Here is a 16,518-nt window from a genome sequence, read left to right on the forward strand (position 1 = left end):
ACATCCACCGAACCGACCTCCCCGCCGCCGACGACATCCACCGAACCGACCTCCCCGCCGCCGACGCCCACGGATCCGACACCCACGGGGGAAGGTCCGAGCTCTGACCGGCCGTCAGCGTCCGAGAACGACGGCCACGCGGCAGCCGACTCCCTGGCAAAGCAGCAGGAGGACATCGAGGACGTAACGGCAATTCTGAACAGGGAAAAGGGACAAGTCCCGGAACCGCTGCAACCGACGGTAGCGAAGTTGACTGCCATTCTCCATATGTTCGGCGATCCCAAAAAGTCACCGAAGGAACGGGAGGAGGTCATCAGGAGTACAGAAAGGGTGACCTCCGCACTGGAGACGATAAACGCCCCAGAGACGCCTCATGAGTTGCGCACGCAGTTGACCGAGATCGTGAAGCAGGTGACCTCTGCATTGGAGGTGAGTCTCGATTCGAAGGTGCCGCCGGAGGAGCGGGTCACGTTGGCCGTGATTGCGGAGCGCCTTACTTCGGCGCTGGACGTCGTCAGCAACCCGAGGACACCTTACGAGCTTCGGAAAAATCTGATCAGGATCGAGAGGAAGGCGACTTCCACACTCATGAGTCTCCGCCCGGGGATGCCTCCGGAGCGGCAAGACGAGATCAAAGAGGTCATGGACTGGGTAGGCGTCGCCGTGGAGACGATCCGCCACCCGAGGACGCCCGAGCGGGAGCGGGAAGAGCTCGCGAAGTCAGCACAACAGGTGAGTTCTTCGCTGGAGCAGATCGCATCCTCCGGCGCGTCGGAGGAGGAGCGCGCCAGAGCGCAGAAAGCCCTGGGCGAGCAGAGCGCCCGGATGAAGAAGCAGCAGGAGAGAGCGGCATCCGCCCAAGGACTGCCGGACGTACAACTCGGTGAGGCGACCAAAGTCTGCACTGATGCCATATTCAGGGCCCAGTCCGACCACGCTCTCAACCGGACCCTGGCCAAGCTGTTTCCCGATAGGTGGAAAGAGATCGGCGTGGAAGACTTCTGGAAAGTCACCCGCGTAGGAGAGGACTACGTGGACCTCCTCGTCTGGTTGCAGAACGGCCAGCACGCCGATGCCCCGTTCCGGTCTGCGCGAATCATCACTCGTCTCGCCACGCTCGTTCCCGCAGGCAGGCTGTTCGGGACCATAGGTATTCCGGCGCTCTACTGCCTGCAGGCCGCATGGCACCTGGACCAGCACATGGGAATCACGGCCGGGACCTGGCTCAAGATGGCCATCCGTAAAAAGAGTGAGGAGTAGACGAATCGGCCGTGCCATCACCGCCGGTGGTCGCGGGCGGAGGAAGGGAGCAGTCCGGGGCCACCGGAGCAGGCCGGGAAGACGGAGCCCTCACCGGCCGCCGAGCCGGTCCCCGACCCCGCTCAGGCTCTCTTTTCGAATCAGCTGCCGAAGCAGTGGCCGCTGTCGAGGTCGTCGATGAGTCCGGGCTGGGCCGGCCGCCGGCCCAGCAGTGCGCGGGTCAGCGTGTTCGAGGCCGGGATGTCGCGCCCGAGAAGGCCTGCCAGGAAGCCGAAGTGAGCGACGGCGTCCTCGGCGGCGACGGCGGTCACCGGTACGTTCAGGTGGCGGCCGACGGCTTCGGCGATCGTGCGGATGATCACGCCCTCGTCGGCGACGCCGTGCAGCACCGATCCCGCCGGGGCCTTCTCAACCGCCAGGCGGAACAATGTATCGCCGTGCTCCGCCTTCATGTGTGCGGTGCCAGCGTGGCGCGAAGGGCTACGCTGGAGGCGGTGCCCGACTCGCCACCACCTCCGGCCGCCTTCGACCTGCGGCTGGTGTGGTGCTTCACCGTCGTGGCCGAGTTCCGGCATTTCGGCCGCGCCGCCGAGAGGCCGGGCGAGCCCTGCCGCCGGGAGAGGACCAGCCTGCGGCCCTCCCGGTCGGTCGCGCCTCGGGCGGCGGTGCCGCGGTGGGAGCGACGAGTGGAACCCGGGGCTCCGGCAAGGCAGGCTGAACGCATGTGGTCACTCGTGCGCTCACCCTCTCGTCCAGGAGCCGGCGGTCATGGCCGGGGCCTGTTCATGGTGATGCAGTGTGTACCCTTCGTGATCGCGCTGGCCGTGCTGGTCATCGAGCTCACGCCCGCCCACTTCATCTACACCGGCCCCCTTCTCACCGCGATGCCGGCGCTGGCGGCGGTGACGATGGGCCCCAAGGGCACCACAGCGGCGGCCGGGCTCGCGCTGGCGATCAGCGTGACCACGGCGACGTACAACCAGGCATGGGCCACCCTGCAGGTCTACACCAACTTCCTGGCTCTGGCCCTGGTCTCCGTGGCCGGTTACCTCACCAGTAGCGCGGTGCAGACGCGCACGCGGAGGGAGATGGACCAGATCCGTCGCATCGCCGTGGCGGCACAGGAGGTCGTGCTGCGGCCCGTCCCCGAGCGGCTGGGCCCGGTGCGGGCCGCCAGCCTGTGCCTGGCGGCCGGGACGGGGGCACAGGTCGGCGGGGATCTGTACGAGGCCGTGCAGACGCGGTTCGGCGTCCGGATGATCGTGGGGGACGTCCGGGGGAAGGGGCTGTCCGCGGTACGGGCCGTCGCGGTGACGCTGGGTGCCTTCCGGGAGGCCGTGCACTACGAGGACGAGCTGATGGAGGTCATGAACCACTGCTCGGCCGCGCTGCGCCGGGAGGCGGCCGTGCCGGGCGCGTTCGACCGGGAGGTCCTGCTGGAGGGATTCACCACGGCCCTCATCGCGCAGGTCTCCCACGCCCCCGTGGTGCAGCTGGTCAACCGTGGCCATCCGCCGCCCCTGGTGATGCACCGGGGCAGGACTACGGCGCTGATGCCCACCTCACCGCTGCCGCCTCTCGGCCTGGAGGATCTCATCACCGGCCCTCCCCCCGCGCCGGAGAGCTATCCGTTCGTTCCTGGTGACCGCATGCTGCTGTACACCGACGGCGTGATCGAGGCCCGCAACCGCCACAACGACTTCTTCGCCCTGCCGGAGGCCATGGAGGCCATGCGCGCCGACAGCGCCCCGCAGGAGTTCCTGGAGCAGCTGCACCGGGCGCTGAACCGCCACACCGGGGGCAACCTCACGGACGACGTGGCGATGATCCTCGTCGACCGGCTCGACGGCGAGCTCGAGGTCCAGGGCCTCACCGGCCGGGCCCCCTGACCCCGTGCCCACGCCGGACCACCGGGCCGCGTCCGATCCGCGGCGCCCCGGCGCGCCCGGCAGCGGCCAGGATCACGCGGGGCTCGGCGCGGCTTCCGGCGCACGCGGGATGGCAGCGTCCCGGAAGCCCGGACCTCGGCCGGTCATGGCGCCGACGCCGGCGGCACCGGCCGCGTGATCAACCGGAGTGCTCGTTCGCCTCGACGAGCCGGGCGAGGCTGGCCAGTGCCATGCGCGTGCCCGTTTCGTTGTCGGCGGCGGGTACCGCGTCCGGGACGCCTTCGTGGACAAGGAGCACGTCCGTGCCGCCGTCCGCGTCGGTGAGCGTGGTCGTCATCGTCATCAGGCCGCGCAGTGCGGGATCCTCCGTCTCGAACTCGAGCACTTCGACCACCTGCTCGTCGGGCACGAGCCTGGCGAAGTGACCGTGGTACGTGTCCGTGTGTGCGGCCGACTTGCCGGTGCCGACAGGCGCGTCGTAGATGAGCGAGACGCGGAACCTGCCGCCTTCCCGGGCATCGTATTCGTGCACACGACTGCTCATGCCGGCCGGAACACGCCACTTCGCGACCATGTCCGCATCCACAACCGCCCGGTAGACCACCGACCGCGGAGCATTCACGTGCCGGGACACCTGCGTCGAGTACATGATGTCAACGTAGCGGGAGGCCGTCGGCGACGCGACGCATCCGGCGGATGCCGGGCCGGACGGTGTATGCGAGCCATGCCGGACGGTGTGTGCGAACAGCGCGCGGACAACAAGAACGAGGGCAAGGAGACACCCACTCCTTGCCACTCTTAACGTATAGCGCACCGGGGGGCTTGCGGCAAGGACCCGGTCGTGCCGCAGAATCGCCGGCCGAAGCAGAGGAATGCGGAAATGGGGCTGTGATGATCGACGTGATCGTTGCCGGCGGTGGACCGACCGGGTTGATGCTGGCCGGCGAGCTCCGGCTGCACGACGTGCGAACGGTCGTGCTGGAGAAGTTGGCCGCGCCGACCGGGCAGTCCCGCGGGCGCGGGCTGCACGCACGCAGCGTCGAGATGATGGACCAGCGCGGTCTGCTGGACCGGTTCCTGGCGGTCAGTGAGAAGTTCCGGGTCGGCGGTCTCTTCGGCGGCATTGTCAAGCCGTGGCCGGACCGGCTGGACACGGCGCACCCGTACGGCCTGGCCACTCCGCAGCCGGTCACCGAGCGGCTGCTGGGCGAGCGCGCGCTCGAACTCGGTGCCGAGATCCGGCGCGGCTGCGAAGTGGTCGGGCTGACCCAGGACGAGGGCGGGGTCACGGTCGGGCTGGCGGACGGCACACGACTGCGCTCGCGCTACCTCGTCGGGTGCGACGGCGGCCGCAGCGCGGTGCGCAGGCTGCTCGGCGTCGGCTTCCCCGGTGAGCCGGCCAAGGTGGAGACGCTGCTGGGCGACATGGAGGTGACGGAGGATCCGGTGACGCTGGCCGCCGTCGTCGAGGAGGTCCGCAAGACTCAACTGCGGTTCGGCGCCGTCCTCGTCGGGGACGGGAACGAGGGGGTGTACCGCATCGTCGTACCCGCCGAAGGGGTGGCCGAGGACCGTGCGGCCGCGCCGACCCTCGAGGATTTCAAGAAGCAGCTGCGGGCGTTCGCGGGCACCGACTTCGGCGTTCACTCGCCGCGCTGGCTGTCCCGGTTCGGCGACGCCACCCGGCAGGCCGAGCGTTACCGCGTCGGCCGGGTGCTGCTGGCCGGTGACGCGGCGCACATCCACCCGCCGACCGGTGGGCAGGGGCTGAACCTCGGCGTGCAGGACGCGTTCAACCTCGGCTGGAAGCTGGCCGCCGAGGTGCACGGCTGGGCACCGGAAGGGCTGCTGGACACCTACCACGACGAACGGCAACCGGTGGGCGCCCGCGTGCTGGACAACACCCGGGCGCAGATCACGCTGCTGGGAACCGATCCGGGTGCGACCGCGCTGCGGGAGCTGTTCTCGACTCTGATGGACTTCGAGGAGGTGAACAGGTACGTGACCGAGATGATCACCGCTGTCGGGGTCCGCTACGACTTCGGGGAGGGCCACGAACTGCTCGGCCGACGGATGCGGGACCTTTCACTGAAGCGGGGCCGCCTCTACGAGCTGATGCACGACGGCCGCGGGCTGCTGCTCGACCAGACCGGCCGGCTCTCGGTGGAGGGCTGGGAGGACCGGGTCGACCACGTCGTCGAAGTCAGCGACGAACTGGACGTGCCCGCGGTGCTGCTGCGGCCGGACGGCCACGTGGCGTGGGTGGGCGAGGACCAGCAGGACCTGCTCGGCCGGCTGCCCAAGTGGTTCGGCGCTGCCGCCGGTTGAGCGCACACCCCGGCGTGCCCGCCGCCGGCCACGCCGCGCAGCAGCACCGCGCATGCGGCACCTGGCCCCGGGTCGTGCGGGACGGCGTCCAGCGGCGGCCGGGCGCCCGACCTGTCGGCCGGAACGCCGTGACAGCCAGGTCGCCCTGCGCCCCCGCACGCGCTGACCCGGAACTCGCGGACCGGAGCGTCGCCGGTGACATGCGACCCCGGCCTGCTGACGCGTCGGCGTGAAGGCGCCGGATGTCTCCCGCCGCGGCATCTTCGGCGCTGTGACCCGCATGCGGCGCGTCACGACCGATGGCGCCCCATCTCTGGTCGGCGACGCGCGAACGCGCCCGCGTCACCCGCCCTTGCCGCAACGGGGAGCCTGTGGCCGCCCTCGCACTCGAGACGGTGCGCGCCGCCCGGTTCTGTGCGCCACCGGCCGCGGTAGGGTGCGAGTTCCGTCGTCGGACGCGGGGGCGCGCAAGGTGCAACCGTAACCGGCCGGTTGTGGAGTGCGAGGCGTTCAGCCGGCGGCACGGGGCGTTCCGCGGAGGGACCGTGTGCGTCCACCGGGCCCGGCCCGTGTGTTCCGTCACCACGTAGGCCGGATCGAGCGGTTGCCGTGCCGCCAGAAGCTCGGTAAGAGGACCCCGCACGAAAAAAGATTCTCCTGAGACTGTTATTCTCGGTGATCGAGCGACTCCGGAGGGGCACCGTGGCGAAACAGGAGAGAGCGGCAAGGACACATGAGCGGTTCCTGGACGCGTCGGCCGACGAATTCGCACGGCACGGCTATGCAGGGGCCAATCTGCAGCGCATCGCCTCCCAGGTGGGCATGACCAAGGGTGCTCTCTACGCACATTTCCCGTCGAAGGACGCCCTCGCCGCCGTGTTCACGTCGGCGTTCGACGAGGCGTGGCGCGATCTGCTGCGGAAGATCGGCGACGGCCATCCGCCCCTGGCGACCCTGCGCTGCGTCACGGTCGGCTTCGTCCACCAGATGCACACGGACCTCCGGTTCCGTGCCGGGCTGCGGCTCGCCTACGAGGAGGCACTTGCGCGCGGTTCGGCACCGGAGGTCGTGACGGGCCTGTCGGCCGCGCTGACCAGGCTCGTCGGGGAAGCCCAGGACCAGAAGGAACTGGCCGCCACGCACAGTCCGGAGCTGACCAGCTCACTGTTCCTGTCGCTGATCTTCGGTTCGTACCACAGCGCACCGTCGGAAGCGTCGCTGGCCCACAGCACCCAGCAGGTCCGTCAGGTGTGGCAGTTGCTTGCGGTGGGCGACACCGCCGCGTGACGCGGCAGCACCCGGGCCCGAGGGAGCCGGGCAAGCAGCTCCGGGCTCCCGCCGACGACCACGGGATGGCCAACCTCGGTGAGCATGGGCAGGTCGGACAGGTGGTCACCGTAGCCGTGGCAGTCGGCCGGCATGATGTGCGGGTAGCGGGCGACGAGTTCTCGCACCGCCCTGCGCTTGCCCTCGCCGATGCAGGGCTCTCCGGAGACGTCCCCGGTGTAGACGCCGTCGCTCAACTCCGGCCGTGTGCACAGCACGTGGCGGGCGCCGATGTCGGACGCGATGGGATCGAGCACGGCGGAGAAGGAGCCCGAGACGAGGGCGATCCGGTCCCCGCGGTGCCGGTGCGTGCGCAACGCCGCGCGGACGGCGGGTACATAGAAGCCGTCCGCGCGGCTGCGCTGCGCGAACCACCTGGTTCCCCACTCCCTTACGACGGCGATGCGTTCACCCCGCCAGGCCTCGTAGTAGGCCCGGTTGGCGGTCTCGCGCGGGGCGCCCGTATCGGCCAGGACGGCGATACGGCGGCGAGTCTCTGCCACATGGCCGGCTCCTTCGGGCCCGTACAGTCCGGTGAAGTAGAAGTCGAGGAAGTCGAAGAGGCTCTTGCCGCTGTACAGCGTCTCGTCGACGTCGCTGAACACGAGGACCGGGTGTGCGGGCGGGGCCGGTGGGGAGGCGCGGGGTCGATTCGGGAGGTCAGGCATCGACGGCCTCGGGATCATCGAGTGAGGATGCGTACGCCTCGGCGGCAGGTTCGAGTCGCAGGGAACCGTGGGAGGCGACGGTCAGCACGTCGGCCCAGGCGCGGTACAGGACACCGTCGGGGTCGCGGAGGTGCGCCCCGCCCGTGCGCAGAAGCCTGTCGACGGCGGTGGCCAGCCAGTCGGCGGCCACGGAGGTGTCCCGCCGGTTGCGGGCGACGGACCCGGGCGTAACCGGCTCGTAATCGGCCCTCCTGGCCGCCTCCCGCAGCAGCAGCCCGACCGCCTCGATCTCGGCCGCCGAGCGCGCGATCCGTTCCCGTACGGATGCCCGCTCCAACGGCCGGACCCCGCCGGGCCCGGCCGTCCGCGCCCACTCCGCGCAACGTGCCAGGGCCCGTCGGGCGGCCCCGAGCGCGGGGCCGCAGAAGAGGACCCCTCCCGCAAGGTGCGCGGGCGCGGCGTGGCACCGGGCCGCGCCCTCCCGTGTTTCACCGGCAAGCAGGGTGGCAAGGGACATGCTGCGTCGGGCGGGAACCGCGGTCGGCTCCGCGAGCACGACCGTGTTGGTGCCCGTGGCGCTCAGACCGGCACTGTTCCAGGTGTCCCGGACCAGCACGGCAGCCCGCGGCACGGCGAAGACCCGCACCGCGTGCTGCCCGGACTCGGTCGTCAGCGGACGGTCCGACGCACCCGCCCGGGCCGGGCGCCGCAGGACGGCCGTCTCCGTTGCCGCGAGGAGCACCCAGTCCGCGTGGTCGACACCACTGGCCAGTGGCCATTCGCCCTGTACCAGCCAACCGTCCTCTGTTCGGGTGGCGGCACCCGACGGAGGCATGAGAACGGCGGCGATGCGGGCGTGGGGGGACTCGGACCAGATCTCCTTCTGTCCCTCCTCCGGGAGCAGTGCCGCGAAGCGCGCGTGTGCCGCCCACAGCGTGGCGCACCATGCGGCCGAGGCGCACTGCTCGCCGACCGTCACCGAGGCCTCGAGGAGGTCACCGAAAGTACCCTCGGCGCCGCCCCGGTCGCGGGGGACGAAGTGGCCGGCGAATCCCGCGGCCGTGAGGGAGTCGGCGGTGGCGGCCGTCAGGCGGCGGGCGTGACGGGCGGCGGGGGCGTCGCGGCGGGCGGTCTCGGCCGCCTGCCGTACCGCTGCGGACGGCAGTTCCCCGGGCAGGCAGCCCCGGCCGGGCCGATGGAGCGGGGCGGCGGTCTCAGTCATGGCTTCCCTTCGTACAAAAGACCGCGGAGAGGACGCCCAACCACGCAATTCCCGCGGCCCTTCGAGTTTCGGCCATCCTCCGGGTACGATTCCTTCTCAGCGGTATGAATTGGGGTCGCCTGGCGCGACCCGGTGCGAAGAAGTGGCAGGACATGGGTTGTTGCGTTCCGAGAGGCTACGCGCAAGGCAGGGGCAGGCCGGGGAACCGCTCCTCCGTCACTGCCCGATGCGCCGACGCCCAGACGGAACGGCAGGTCGCTATCGCCGTGTCGCCCTGCAACGCCTCCATGCACAGTCTGCGTTCGGCAGCGGCGGCGGAGGATGTGACAGTGTCCTCGCGCACGACGAGCCGGGTGGCCAGGTCGAGTTCACCGAAGGCGTGGCAGTCGATGAACGCCGAGACGAGCGTGTGCGCGGCTGTGCCGCGACCGGTCCCGGCGTCATGAACCAGCAGATGGCCGAGCTGCCGGAACCCTTCGAGGAGCACCATCATCGGCAGGTGATCCGTGGGGTGGTCGAACAGAATGGCGTGGTTGAGGTCCACCCGCAGCTGCCACTCGTCCGGCGTCGTGCCGGGAGCCAGGACACTGTCCTTGGCGCGAAGCCGACCGACGAGTCCGGGGGCAAGCCTCCCTGGCGGTGCCGCGGGCGGGACGGCGGGCAGCGGTCCGGCCGGGCCGCCTCGCCCACGCAGTATCCGGTAGCCGCGCTCGTCGAGCGCCACCACCCGCAGACCGCCTCGGCCGCAGATGCGCTCGCCGACCGAGAACCGCACGTCGAGCCGGGCGCCGTAGCGGCGGGGCGGCTTGTGGTCGATCCAGTGCCACCACGCCTCGAGTTTCACCGGCATCGGCCGGCCGCCCACCCACAGGGCGCCGGGGTCGGTTATCTCGAAGTCCAGGTCGTAGCCCACGAATCGATGGGTGAGCGGGATCCGGTAGTGCCAGTGGGCCAGATAGACGAGGGACTGCCGGATCGTCTCGGCGAACAGCAGGCTGTCACTGCGGCGCTGGGCATCGGGATGGTAGAGCGCGTGGTCGCGGGGCCACTGACTGCCGACCAGGAAATGGCCCTCGCCGAGCACCACGGCGTCCGTGACGAAGACCTCGGCGACCGCCGCGCGATGCACGAGGTGGCGCAAGACGGTCTGCTCGAAGGCGAGTTCGCGCCCCGGTTCCTGCCACCCCTCGCCAACGGCCGCTTCGTGCAACGGTTGCTGGTGTCTCATCGTCTCTCCCCCTAGAGATCCGCGGGGGCAGGCCGCTCAGGGTGGCCTCCCATTCCCCCATGGGCGACAAATATACCTTCGAGCAGGTTTCTTCAACAGAGGGGAAATGGCCATGACACACTCCGGTGACATATTCAGCGCTGCGGCTCCCGCCAACACAAAGGAGCTGAAGCAGGAGCGGGCGATTCGGACCAGAGAGCGCGTACTCGCCTCGGCCGCGGCGGCGTTCGCCGCCAAGGGTTACCCCGCGGTCACGATTCTGGACGTGGCGCAGGCCGCCGGTATGACCAAGGGCGCGGTCTACTTCCACTACGAGAACAAGGACGCCCTCGCGGTCGCGGTGACCGAACTGTTCTACCGGCGGATCGGGGAGATCGCCCGCTCGGTCGAGGAGTTGGAGATCCCGCCCGTCAGCGCCGTCGCGGAGCTACTCATCCGGACGGCCGTGGCGTTCCGGGACGAGACCGCCATCCAGGCCGGGGCGCGCCTGCAACTGGAGCGGCAGCTGATCGGCGCCCAGCTCCCGCTTCCCTACGAGGGATACACCAGCCTGATCACATCGTGGCTGGCCAAGGGGGCCGCGGAGGCCGAGGAGAGTGGCAACGCGGTCGCGAAGCAGGCGCTCTCCTCGCCCACCACGCTCGCCACCGTGCTCGTCTCCGCCTTCTTCGGGGCGCAGCACATCTCCTGGGTACTCAGCAACCGTGCCGACCTGCTGGAGCGCACGATCGCCGTGGTCCGCACGGTCATTCCGTGCGTCGAGGAGGACATCGAGCTCTGCCCGTCGGCCCCGCACGGCTGAAGCGAGCGCGGATCGCCCCGGCCGCGCGTCACCGCGGCCGCCGCACCTCGGCCACCGCTCCGCCGTCCTCGCCCGCCCGCGGCCAGCCGAGGACCTCGCACGCATGGCGCACCGCCTCGTGAGCGGCGAGCCTCGCGCCATGCCCGTACGTCTCCGTGTAGGCGGCCTCCCCCAGGGCCGCCCGAGCCGCCACCGCGACACGGTCCACGTCGCCGCGCTCGGCGGGCGGCAGCGGGGCACCCGCACCGCGGCGCGACGCGTCGGCCGCACCGAGCAGCAGCGCCGCGCACGCGGCACCGGGCTCCAGATCGTGCAGGACGGCCGCTCCCGCCAGGCCCTCCAGAGACAGTGCGAGGGCACGCGGCTCGTCGAGCAGGCGGGCGACGTCCCAGCCACGCAGGTGATGCTCGGCGGCCCGAGCCGCGTCGCCCCGGAGTTCGGCGAGGAAGCCGAGTTCGGCGAGGAGGAGGTGGTCGCCCGCCTGCGACGACATGTCGGCGTAGCCATCCTGGATGTGCAGCAGGTGTGTCTCGGCGGCGTCGAGGTCGCCGGAGCGGCGGGCCCCGAGCGCGAGTCCCATCTCGGAGTGGATCTCCCCGTACTTGTAGCCCTGTTCCACGGCGATACGGCGGGCCTGCTCGTGCAGGTCGCGGCCGCGCTCCCAGTCGCGGGCCAGCAAAGCAAGCCGGCCCAGCCCGGACAGCCGGGCCGACACCTCGGCTTCCAGACCCAACTCCTTCGCGATGTCCAGCCCTTCGCGCTGCCGACGCGCCGCGTCGTCGTACTCGCCCTTGATCTCGGCGAGCGCTGCGAGGGGTGAGACGGTCTGCAACTCACCCCACCGGTCGCCCAGTTTGCGGAACAGCGCCGCGCTGCGCAGTCCGTCGCGGCCGACTCCCGCGAGGTCGCCGCGGACCAGTGCGAGCGTGGCGCGGAGTCCGAGCGCGGCAGCGGTACCCCACTGGTCGCCCGCCTCGGTGAAGAGAGCGAGGGCACGCGTGTTCAGCTCCCCGCCCGCGGCGGCGTCGCCCGCGCTGAAGAGGCCGTACGCGCACAACCACAAGGCTCGGCCACGGCGGACGCGGTCGGCCAGGGAGTCGGCGGACGCGACGGCGGAGGCGATCGCGTCCGCCTCGGCGTGGTCGCCGGTCAGGAACGCGAACGCGCCGTGCAGCAAGGCAAGTTCGGAGGGCGACTCCGCTGCCGTGCCGAGGACCGCGGCGAGGCTGCGGCGCGCCTCGGTGAGGCGGCCGCGCAGCAACCACCACCAGGCCAGGGCGGTGGCGAGCCGCACCGCCTCGTCGGCCCGGGCCCCGGCGGCGCCACCCGCCGCCCGGCGCACCGCCTCGTCGAGGGCCGCGCGCAGATTGCCCGCCTCGGCGTCCAGGCGGGTGAGCCACGCCCGCTGGTCCGGGCCGCGCAGACAGGGCTCCGCGCGTTCGGCGAGGGCGAGGTAGTACCGCAGGTGGCGGTCTCGTACGGCGGCAAGGTCGGCCATCTCGTGCAGCCGCTCGGTCGCGTACACGGCGACGGACTCCAGCAGGCGGTAGCGCCGCCCCGTGGGCCCGTCCACGACGAACACGAGGGAACGGTCGACGAGCCGCGTCACCAGGTCGAGCACTTCCTCGCGGGTGACGCCGTCGCCCGCGCAGGTTGCCTCGGCGGCGTCCAGGACGCAGCCGTCACTGTGCGCCGCGAGACGGCGCAGCACGATGCGCTCGGGCGCGCTCAGCAGTTCCCAGCTCCAGTCGATCACGGCCCGCAGGGTCTGCTGGCGCGCCGGCGCGCCGCGCTGGCGGGAGGTCAGCACTCGGAACCGGTCGCCGAGACGGATCGCCAGCTCTCTGACGCCGAGCGTGCGTACGCGGGTCGCGGCGAGTTCCAGGGCGAGCGGAATGCAGTCAAGGCGGCGACAGATCTCGGCGACTGCCTCACGATCGGACGGGTCGCCCTCTTCGGGATCGCGAGGGAAGGCCGGATCGCAGGCGGCCGCGCGCTCGATGAACAGCCTTACGGCGTCGCCGGTCTGCAGCGGCTCGACCTGGAACACTGCCTCGCCCACCAGGCCCAACGGCTCCTGGCTGGTGGCCAGTACCCGCAGCCCGGGGGCGCTGCGCAGCAGCAACTCGGTGAGTTCCGCCGCCGCGTCGACGACGTGCTCGCAGTTGTCGAGGACGAGCAGGGTGCGGCGGTCCCGCAGCGCCGCGGCAAGCCGGTACGCGGGGGACGCGGCGCCCGCGCCCGCGCCCGGCAGCACGGCCGGGGCGTCGTCCCGGATTCCCAGGGTGGTGGCGACCAACTGGGCCAGGTCGGCGGAGGTGGCAGCACCGCGGACGCCCGCGAACTCCACGAGCCAGATGCCGTCAAACGGTTCACCGGCCGCGGCGTCGTCCGCCTCCGCCGTCGCCGCTGCCAAGGCCAGCCGCGTCTTGCCGACCCCGCCGGCACCGGTGAGCGTCACCAGACGTGCGGTGGCGAGGAGTCGGGACACCCTGCCGACCGCCTGGTCCCGTCCGACGAGATGGGTCAGCGGTACCGGCAGGTTCGAGTGCGCGCCTCCCGGGGTGGCGGAAACCGCAGCGCCCAGGGGCGCGGGGCGCGGTGTCGGAGGTTTTGGCGGCACGGCGGCCGCTCCCTGCGGGCCGGGCCTCGGCCCCCGGGGTACGGCGTGTCCCCGCCCCGGCTCCTCAGGCGCGGGTCCGGGTGCCACGGACTCCTGGCCGGACGGGGCCGGCGCCACGGGCCGTGGCCCGGTCGGCACTGCCCCTTCGGGATCGGGACCGGACGGGCCCGCCTCCACGCTGGCCGCCCCGGACGGGCCAGGCCCTTCAGGCCCAGGGCCTGACGGTCCGAACGCCGCGGCCCCGGGCCGGGACGGGCCGGACCCCGCATGACCGGGGCTGGACACCCCGGCCCCCGCTGCGGAAGCCCCCGGCGCCGGCGCGGATGAGGCGGAGGGCGAGGGGGCGGCCCCGTCTCCCGGCGCCCCTGGGATCGCCTTCCGAAGGGGCGAGGCGGGCAGGAGGCCGTCGCCCAGGCGCGGGTCCTGGCGGAGGACGGCCTGGTGAAGGGCGCTCAGGGCTGGGCCGGGATCGACGCCCAGCTCGCCGGCAAGGCGGGCCCGCAGATCCTCGTAAGTGGCCAGGGCCTCGCTCTGGCGGCCCGTGAGGTAGAGGGCGCGCATCTGGACGGCGCGCAGACGCTCGCGCAGCGGGTGACGGGCAACGAGGTCGGCGAGTTCTCCGGCGAGGAGGAAGTGGTCGCCCGCGAGGAGCCGTGCCTCGGCCTGCTCCTCCAGAACCGAGAGCCGCTGCTCGGCGAGGCGCTGCGCCGCTGCCCGTACGAACTCCTCGTCGGCGAAGTCCGCGTACGCGGGCCCCCGCCACAGGTCGAGGGCCTCGGTGAGGAGCGCCGCCCGGTCGCGCGGGTCCCGTAAGGTGCGGGCGTCGGCCACGAGGGTGCGGAACCTGTCGGCGTCCACCTCGCGGGCGGCCCGGTCGAGCCGGAGCCTGTAGCCGGGCGCCTGGAGCACCACGCGGTCCCGGCCGAGCACCCGGCGCAGTTGGGAGACCTTGGCCTGGAGGGCGCCCGCGGGCTTACCGGGCGGCTCGTCACCCCACAGGTCCTGGATGAGCCGGTCGGCGGAAACCGGTCTCCCGTCGTGCACGAGCAGGTCCGCCAGCAGTGCCCGGACCTTGACCTCGGGGACCCTGACCGCCTCGCCCCCGTCGTCCCACACCACGAGTGGCCCCAGTACCCCAAACCGCATGCCCGCCACCGTACATGGACGCGTGCCCGCCGGCCCGCGTCGCCTGCCGTCAGCGGACCATCAGCGAACCATCAGCGGTCCCGAAGCGCCCTCGCGCACAGTCGAGCGGAAGGACTCGCCAGGAGCCAGGAGGGAGCGGCAGGCATGACCAGGTACGCGGGCAGGAGGGCCGTCGTCGTCGGCCAGGACACCGGTATCGGCCTGGCCATCGCCAAGCGGCTCGTGGAGGGTGGTGCGCAGGTCCTGCTGACCGCCCGTACCGCCGAGGAACGCGCGCACGCGGGCGCGGAACTGGGCTCCGCCGCCCGCGTCGTCGAGACCGCCGACGGCCTTGCCGGCGCCGAAGGTGCCGACCTCCTGTTCGCCGACGCAGTGGCCACGGCGCGCCCGCTGCTGCCCCACCTCAGGGATGGCGGCGCAGTGGTCCTCACCGCCCCCGCCCCGCCCTCGGCGGCCGTGCGCGCGCTCGCCGCCGAGCTCGTCTCGCGCAGCATCCGCGTCAACGCGGTGGCCCCGGGCTGCATCGGAGCGGCGCCCTCGGACACCGCTCCGCTGCCGCCCCTCGGTCGGCTCGGCTCCGCCGAGGAGGTGGCCCGAGCCGCGCTCTTCCTGGCCACGGAAGCGACGTTCACGACGGGTGCCCAGCTCCCCGTGGACGGCGGCATCGGCCACTCCTGACCATCGCGCACGTCACCGCCCCACGCATACGACGTGCCGCACGAACACACCCGTCCCCGAAACTCCCGGAGCACACCACATGAGCACCTCACCCGACACCACCGCCGCTCCCGGCGCGGAGAGCCGCTCCTCGCCACCCGCCGGGGCGGGGAGCGGAGGCGAGGAGCGGCAGAAGCTGCCGCTCCTCGCCCTCCTTGCCCTCGCCACCGCCGTCTTCATCACCAGCCTCACCGAGACCCTGCCCGCCGGCCTGCTGCCCGCGATGAGCAAGGACCTCCATGTGAGCGAGTCCGCAACCGGCCAGACGGTCACCATCTACGCGATCGGCACCGCTCTGACCGCGATCCCGCTGACCGCGGCCACCGCGGGCTGGCGGCGCAAGCGGCTGCTGCTGGCGGCCATGGTGGGCTTCGCCGTGGCGAATACGGTCACGGCCGTGTCGTCGGTCTACGGCCTGACGATGGTCGCTCGGTTCGTCGCGGGCGTCGCGGCCGGTCTGGCCTGGGCACTGCTCGCCGGTTACGCACGGCGTATGGCTCCCGTCCCGCTCCAGGGCAAGGCAATCGCGGTCGCCATGGCGGGTATCCCGGTCGCCCTCTCACTGGGCGTGCCGGCCGGTACCTTCCTCGGTGAGACACTCGGCTGGCGCGTGGCGTTCCTGGCGATGACCGGACTCACGGTTCTGCTTCTGGTGTGGATCTCCGCGGCCGTCCCGGACTACCCGGGCCAGGGACGCGGCGAACGGCCGAAGATGCTGCGCACGCTGCGCGTGCCCGGTGTGACCCCAGTTCTTTTCGTGACGCTGGTCTTCGTCCTGGCCCACACCATCCTGTACGCCTATATCGCCACGTTCCTCGACGATCTGGGCCTGGGCGGCAGCACCGACCTGGTGCTGCTCGTATTCGGCGCCGCCTCGCTGCTGAGCATCTGGATCGTGGGTGCGCAGATCCACCGCCGGCTGCGCTCGCTGACGATCGCCAGCACACTGCTGGTCGCCGTGTCGGCCGCGCTGCTCGCGGTGCTCGCCGACAACACGGCCCTGGTCTACCTGGCCTCCGCCCTGTGGGGCCTGGGCTGGGGCGGTGTTCCCACCCTGCTGCAGACGGCGGTGGGCGATGCTGGCGGTGAGCAGGCCGACGCTGCCCAGGCGATGCTCGTGACCCTGTGGAACGTCGCGATGGCCGGCGGCGGCATCGTCGGCGGCATCCTCCTCGACGCGATCGGCAGCGACTCCTTCTCCTGGACGGTGCTGCTTCTCCTACTGCCGGTGCTCGCCGTCGTCGTGGCCGCCCGCAGGCACGGCTTCCCCGCCAAGCGCCCGACCGCCTAGGGCGACGCAGGGCGAGGC

Annotated in this window: 13 protein-coding genes; 7 read left to right on the plus strand and 6 right to left on the minus strand. The window is 71.8% G+C overall.

What is annotated here, in order from left to right:
* Positions 1 to 1,260 (plus strand): hypothetical protein (locus GUY61_RS20970; protein WP_208106259.1); only part of this gene is annotated, 1,260 nt, incomplete at its 5' end.
* A 140-nt stretch (positions 1,261 to 1,400) separates the two neighbouring features.
* Here GUY61_RS20970 and GUY61_RS20975 read toward each other — a convergent pair.
* Positions 1,401 to 1,712: a hypothetical protein gene (locus tag GUY61_RS20975; RefSeq protein ID WP_166631759.1), complete on the minus strand. Its 312-nt coding sequence runs from the start codon at positions 1,710 to 1,712 to the stop codon at positions 1,401 to 1,403.
* A 339-nt stretch (positions 1,713 to 2,051) separates the two neighbouring features.
* Between GUY61_RS20975 and GUY61_RS20980 the strand changes: the two genes are divergently transcribed.
* Positions 2,052 to 3,149 carry a PP2C family protein-serine/threonine phosphatase gene (locus tag GUY61_RS20980; protein WP_243766620.1) on the plus strand — a complete coding sequence of 366 codons (1,098 nt, stop codon included), beginning with the start codon at positions 2,052 to 2,054 and terminating at the stop codon, positions 3,147 to 3,149.
* A 178-nt stretch (positions 3,150 to 3,327) separates the two neighbouring features.
* On the opposite strand, the gene GUY61_RS20985 is transcribed toward GUY61_RS20980, so the two are convergent.
* Positions 3,328 to 3,798 carry an SRPBCC domain-containing protein gene (locus GUY61_RS20985; RefSeq protein ID WP_166631761.1) on the minus strand — a complete coding sequence of 157 codons (471 nt, stop codon included), beginning with the start codon at positions 3,796 to 3,798 and terminating at the stop codon, positions 3,328 to 3,330.
* Between the two features lie 242 nt (positions 3,799 to 4,040).
* Here GUY61_RS20985 and rox point away from each other — a divergent pair, with 242 nt between their 5' ends.
* Together rox and GUY61_RS20995 are read left to right on the plus strand one after the other, a co-directional pair.
* Entirely contained in the window at positions 4,041 to 5,477 is a 1,437-nt protein-coding gene (rox, locus tag GUY61_RS20990; RefSeq protein WP_166631762.1) for a rifampin monooxygenase, read from the plus strand.
* 702 nt (positions 5,478 to 6,179) lie between these two features.
* Positions 6,180 to 6,764: a TetR/AcrR family transcriptional regulator gene (locus GUY61_RS20995; protein ID WP_313896767.1), complete on the plus strand. Its 585-nt coding sequence runs from the start codon at positions 6,180 to 6,182 to the stop codon at positions 6,762 to 6,764.
* Here the strand turns inward: GUY61_RS20995 and GUY61_RS21000 are convergent.
* The 3 genes from GUY61_RS21000 to GUY61_RS21010 all read right to left on the minus strand — a co-directional run bounded on the left by GUY61_RS21000 (position 6,722) and on the right by GUY61_RS21010 (position 9,921).
* Positions 6,722 to 7,408 carry an HAD family hydrolase gene (locus GUY61_RS21000; RefSeq protein WP_313896768.1) on the minus strand — a complete coding sequence of 229 codons (687 nt, stop codon included), beginning with the start codon at positions 7,406 to 7,408 and terminating at the stop codon, positions 6,722 to 6,724. The genes GUY61_RS20995 and GUY61_RS21000 overlap by 43 nt on opposite strands.
* Positions 7,409 to 7,463: 55 nt before the next feature.
* Entirely contained in the window at positions 7,464 to 8,693 is a 1,230-nt protein-coding gene (locus GUY61_RS21005) for an acyl-CoA dehydrogenase family protein (protein WP_166631764.1), read from the minus strand.
* Positions 8,694 to 8,868: 175 nt separating this feature from the next.
* Positions 8,869 to 9,921, minus strand: a complete 1,053-nt coding sequence (locus GUY61_RS21010; RefSeq protein WP_166631765.1) for a ScbA/BarX family gamma-butyrolactone biosynthesis protein — start codon at positions 9,919 to 9,921, stop codon at positions 8,869 to 8,871.
* 112 nt (positions 9,922 to 10,033) lie between these two features.
* Here GUY61_RS21010 and GUY61_RS21015 point away from each other — a divergent pair, with 112 nt between their 5' ends.
* The gene (locus GUY61_RS21015; protein ID WP_166631766.1) at positions 10,034 to 10,723 is read left to right on the plus strand and encodes a ScbR family autoregulator-binding transcription factor; all 690 of its coding nucleotides are present in this window, start codon (positions 10,034 to 10,036) and stop codon (positions 10,721 to 10,723) included.
* A 28-nt stretch (positions 10,724 to 10,751) separates the two neighbouring features.
* Here the strand turns inward: GUY61_RS21015 and GUY61_RS21020 are convergent, their stop codons facing one another.
* The gene (locus tag GUY61_RS21020; RefSeq protein WP_166631767.1) at positions 10,752 to 14,492 is read right to left on the minus strand and encodes a BTAD domain-containing putative transcriptional regulator; all 3,741 of its coding nucleotides are present in this window, start codon (positions 14,490 to 14,492) and stop codon (positions 10,752 to 10,754) included.
* A 144-nt stretch (positions 14,493 to 14,636) separates the two neighbouring features.
* On the opposite strand from GUY61_RS21020, the gene GUY61_RS21025 reads away from it, so the two are divergent.
* Together GUY61_RS21025 and GUY61_RS21030 are read left to right on the plus strand one after the other, a co-directional pair.
* Positions 14,637 to 15,170, plus strand: coding sequence for an SDR family oxidoreductase (locus GUY61_RS21025; protein WP_166631768.1), 534 nt, complete (start codon positions 14,637 to 14,639; stop codon positions 15,168 to 15,170).
* Between the two features lie 79 nt (positions 15,171 to 15,249).
* Complete coding sequence (locus tag GUY61_RS21030) at positions 15,250 to 16,500, plus strand: MFS transporter (RefSeq protein WP_166631769.1); 1,251 nt, start codon at positions 15,250 to 15,252, stop codon at positions 16,498 to 16,500.
* The last annotated feature ends 18 nt before the right edge of the window (positions 16,501 to 16,518 follow it).

Source organism: Streptomyces sp. GC420 (assembly GCF_009916105.1).
Taxonomy (GTDB): domain Bacteria; phylum Actinomycetota; class Actinomycetes; order Streptomycetales; family Streptomycetaceae; genus Streptomyces.

Excerpts from the sequence above, each read along its gene's own strand:
- GUY61_RS21025 (WP_166631768.1), top strand. The coding sequence starts at position 14,637 with ATGACCAGGTACGCGGGCAGGAGGGCCGTCGTCGTCGGCCAGGACACC.
- GUY61_RS21030 (WP_166631769.1), top strand. The coding sequence starts at position 15,250 with ATGAGCACCTCACCCGACACCACCGCCGCTCCCGGCGCGGAGAGCCGC.
- GUY61_RS20980 (WP_243766620.1), top strand. The coding sequence starts at position 2,052 with ATGCAGTGTGTACCCTTCGTGATCGCGCTGGCCGTGCTGGTCATCGAG.
- GUY61_RS20975 (WP_166631759.1), bottom strand. The coding sequence starts at position 1,712 with ATGAAGGCGGAGCACGGCGATACATTGTTCCGCCTGGCGGTTGAGAAG.
- GUY61_RS21010 (WP_166631765.1), bottom strand. The coding sequence starts at position 9,921 with ATGAGACACCAGCAACCGTTGCACGAAGCGGCCGTTGGCGAGGGGTGG.
- GUY61_RS21015 (WP_166631766.1), top strand. The coding sequence starts at position 10,034 with ATGACACACTCCGGTGACATATTCAGCGCTGCGGCTCCCGCCAACACA.
- GUY61_RS20985 (WP_166631761.1), bottom strand. The coding sequence starts at position 3,798 with ATGTACTCGACGCAGGTGTCCCGGCACGTGAATGCTCCGCGGTCGGTG.
- GUY61_RS21005 (WP_166631764.1), bottom strand. The coding sequence starts at position 8,693 with ATGACTGAGACCGCCGCCCCGCTCCATCGGCCCGGCCGGGGCTGCCTG.
- GUY61_RS21020 (WP_166631767.1), bottom strand. The coding sequence starts at position 14,492 with ATGCGGTTTGGGGTACTGGGGCCACTCGTGGTGTGGGACGACGGGGGC.
- rox (WP_166631762.1), top strand. The coding sequence starts at position 4,041 with ATGATCGACGTGATCGTTGCCGGCGGTGGACCGACCGGGTTGATGCTG.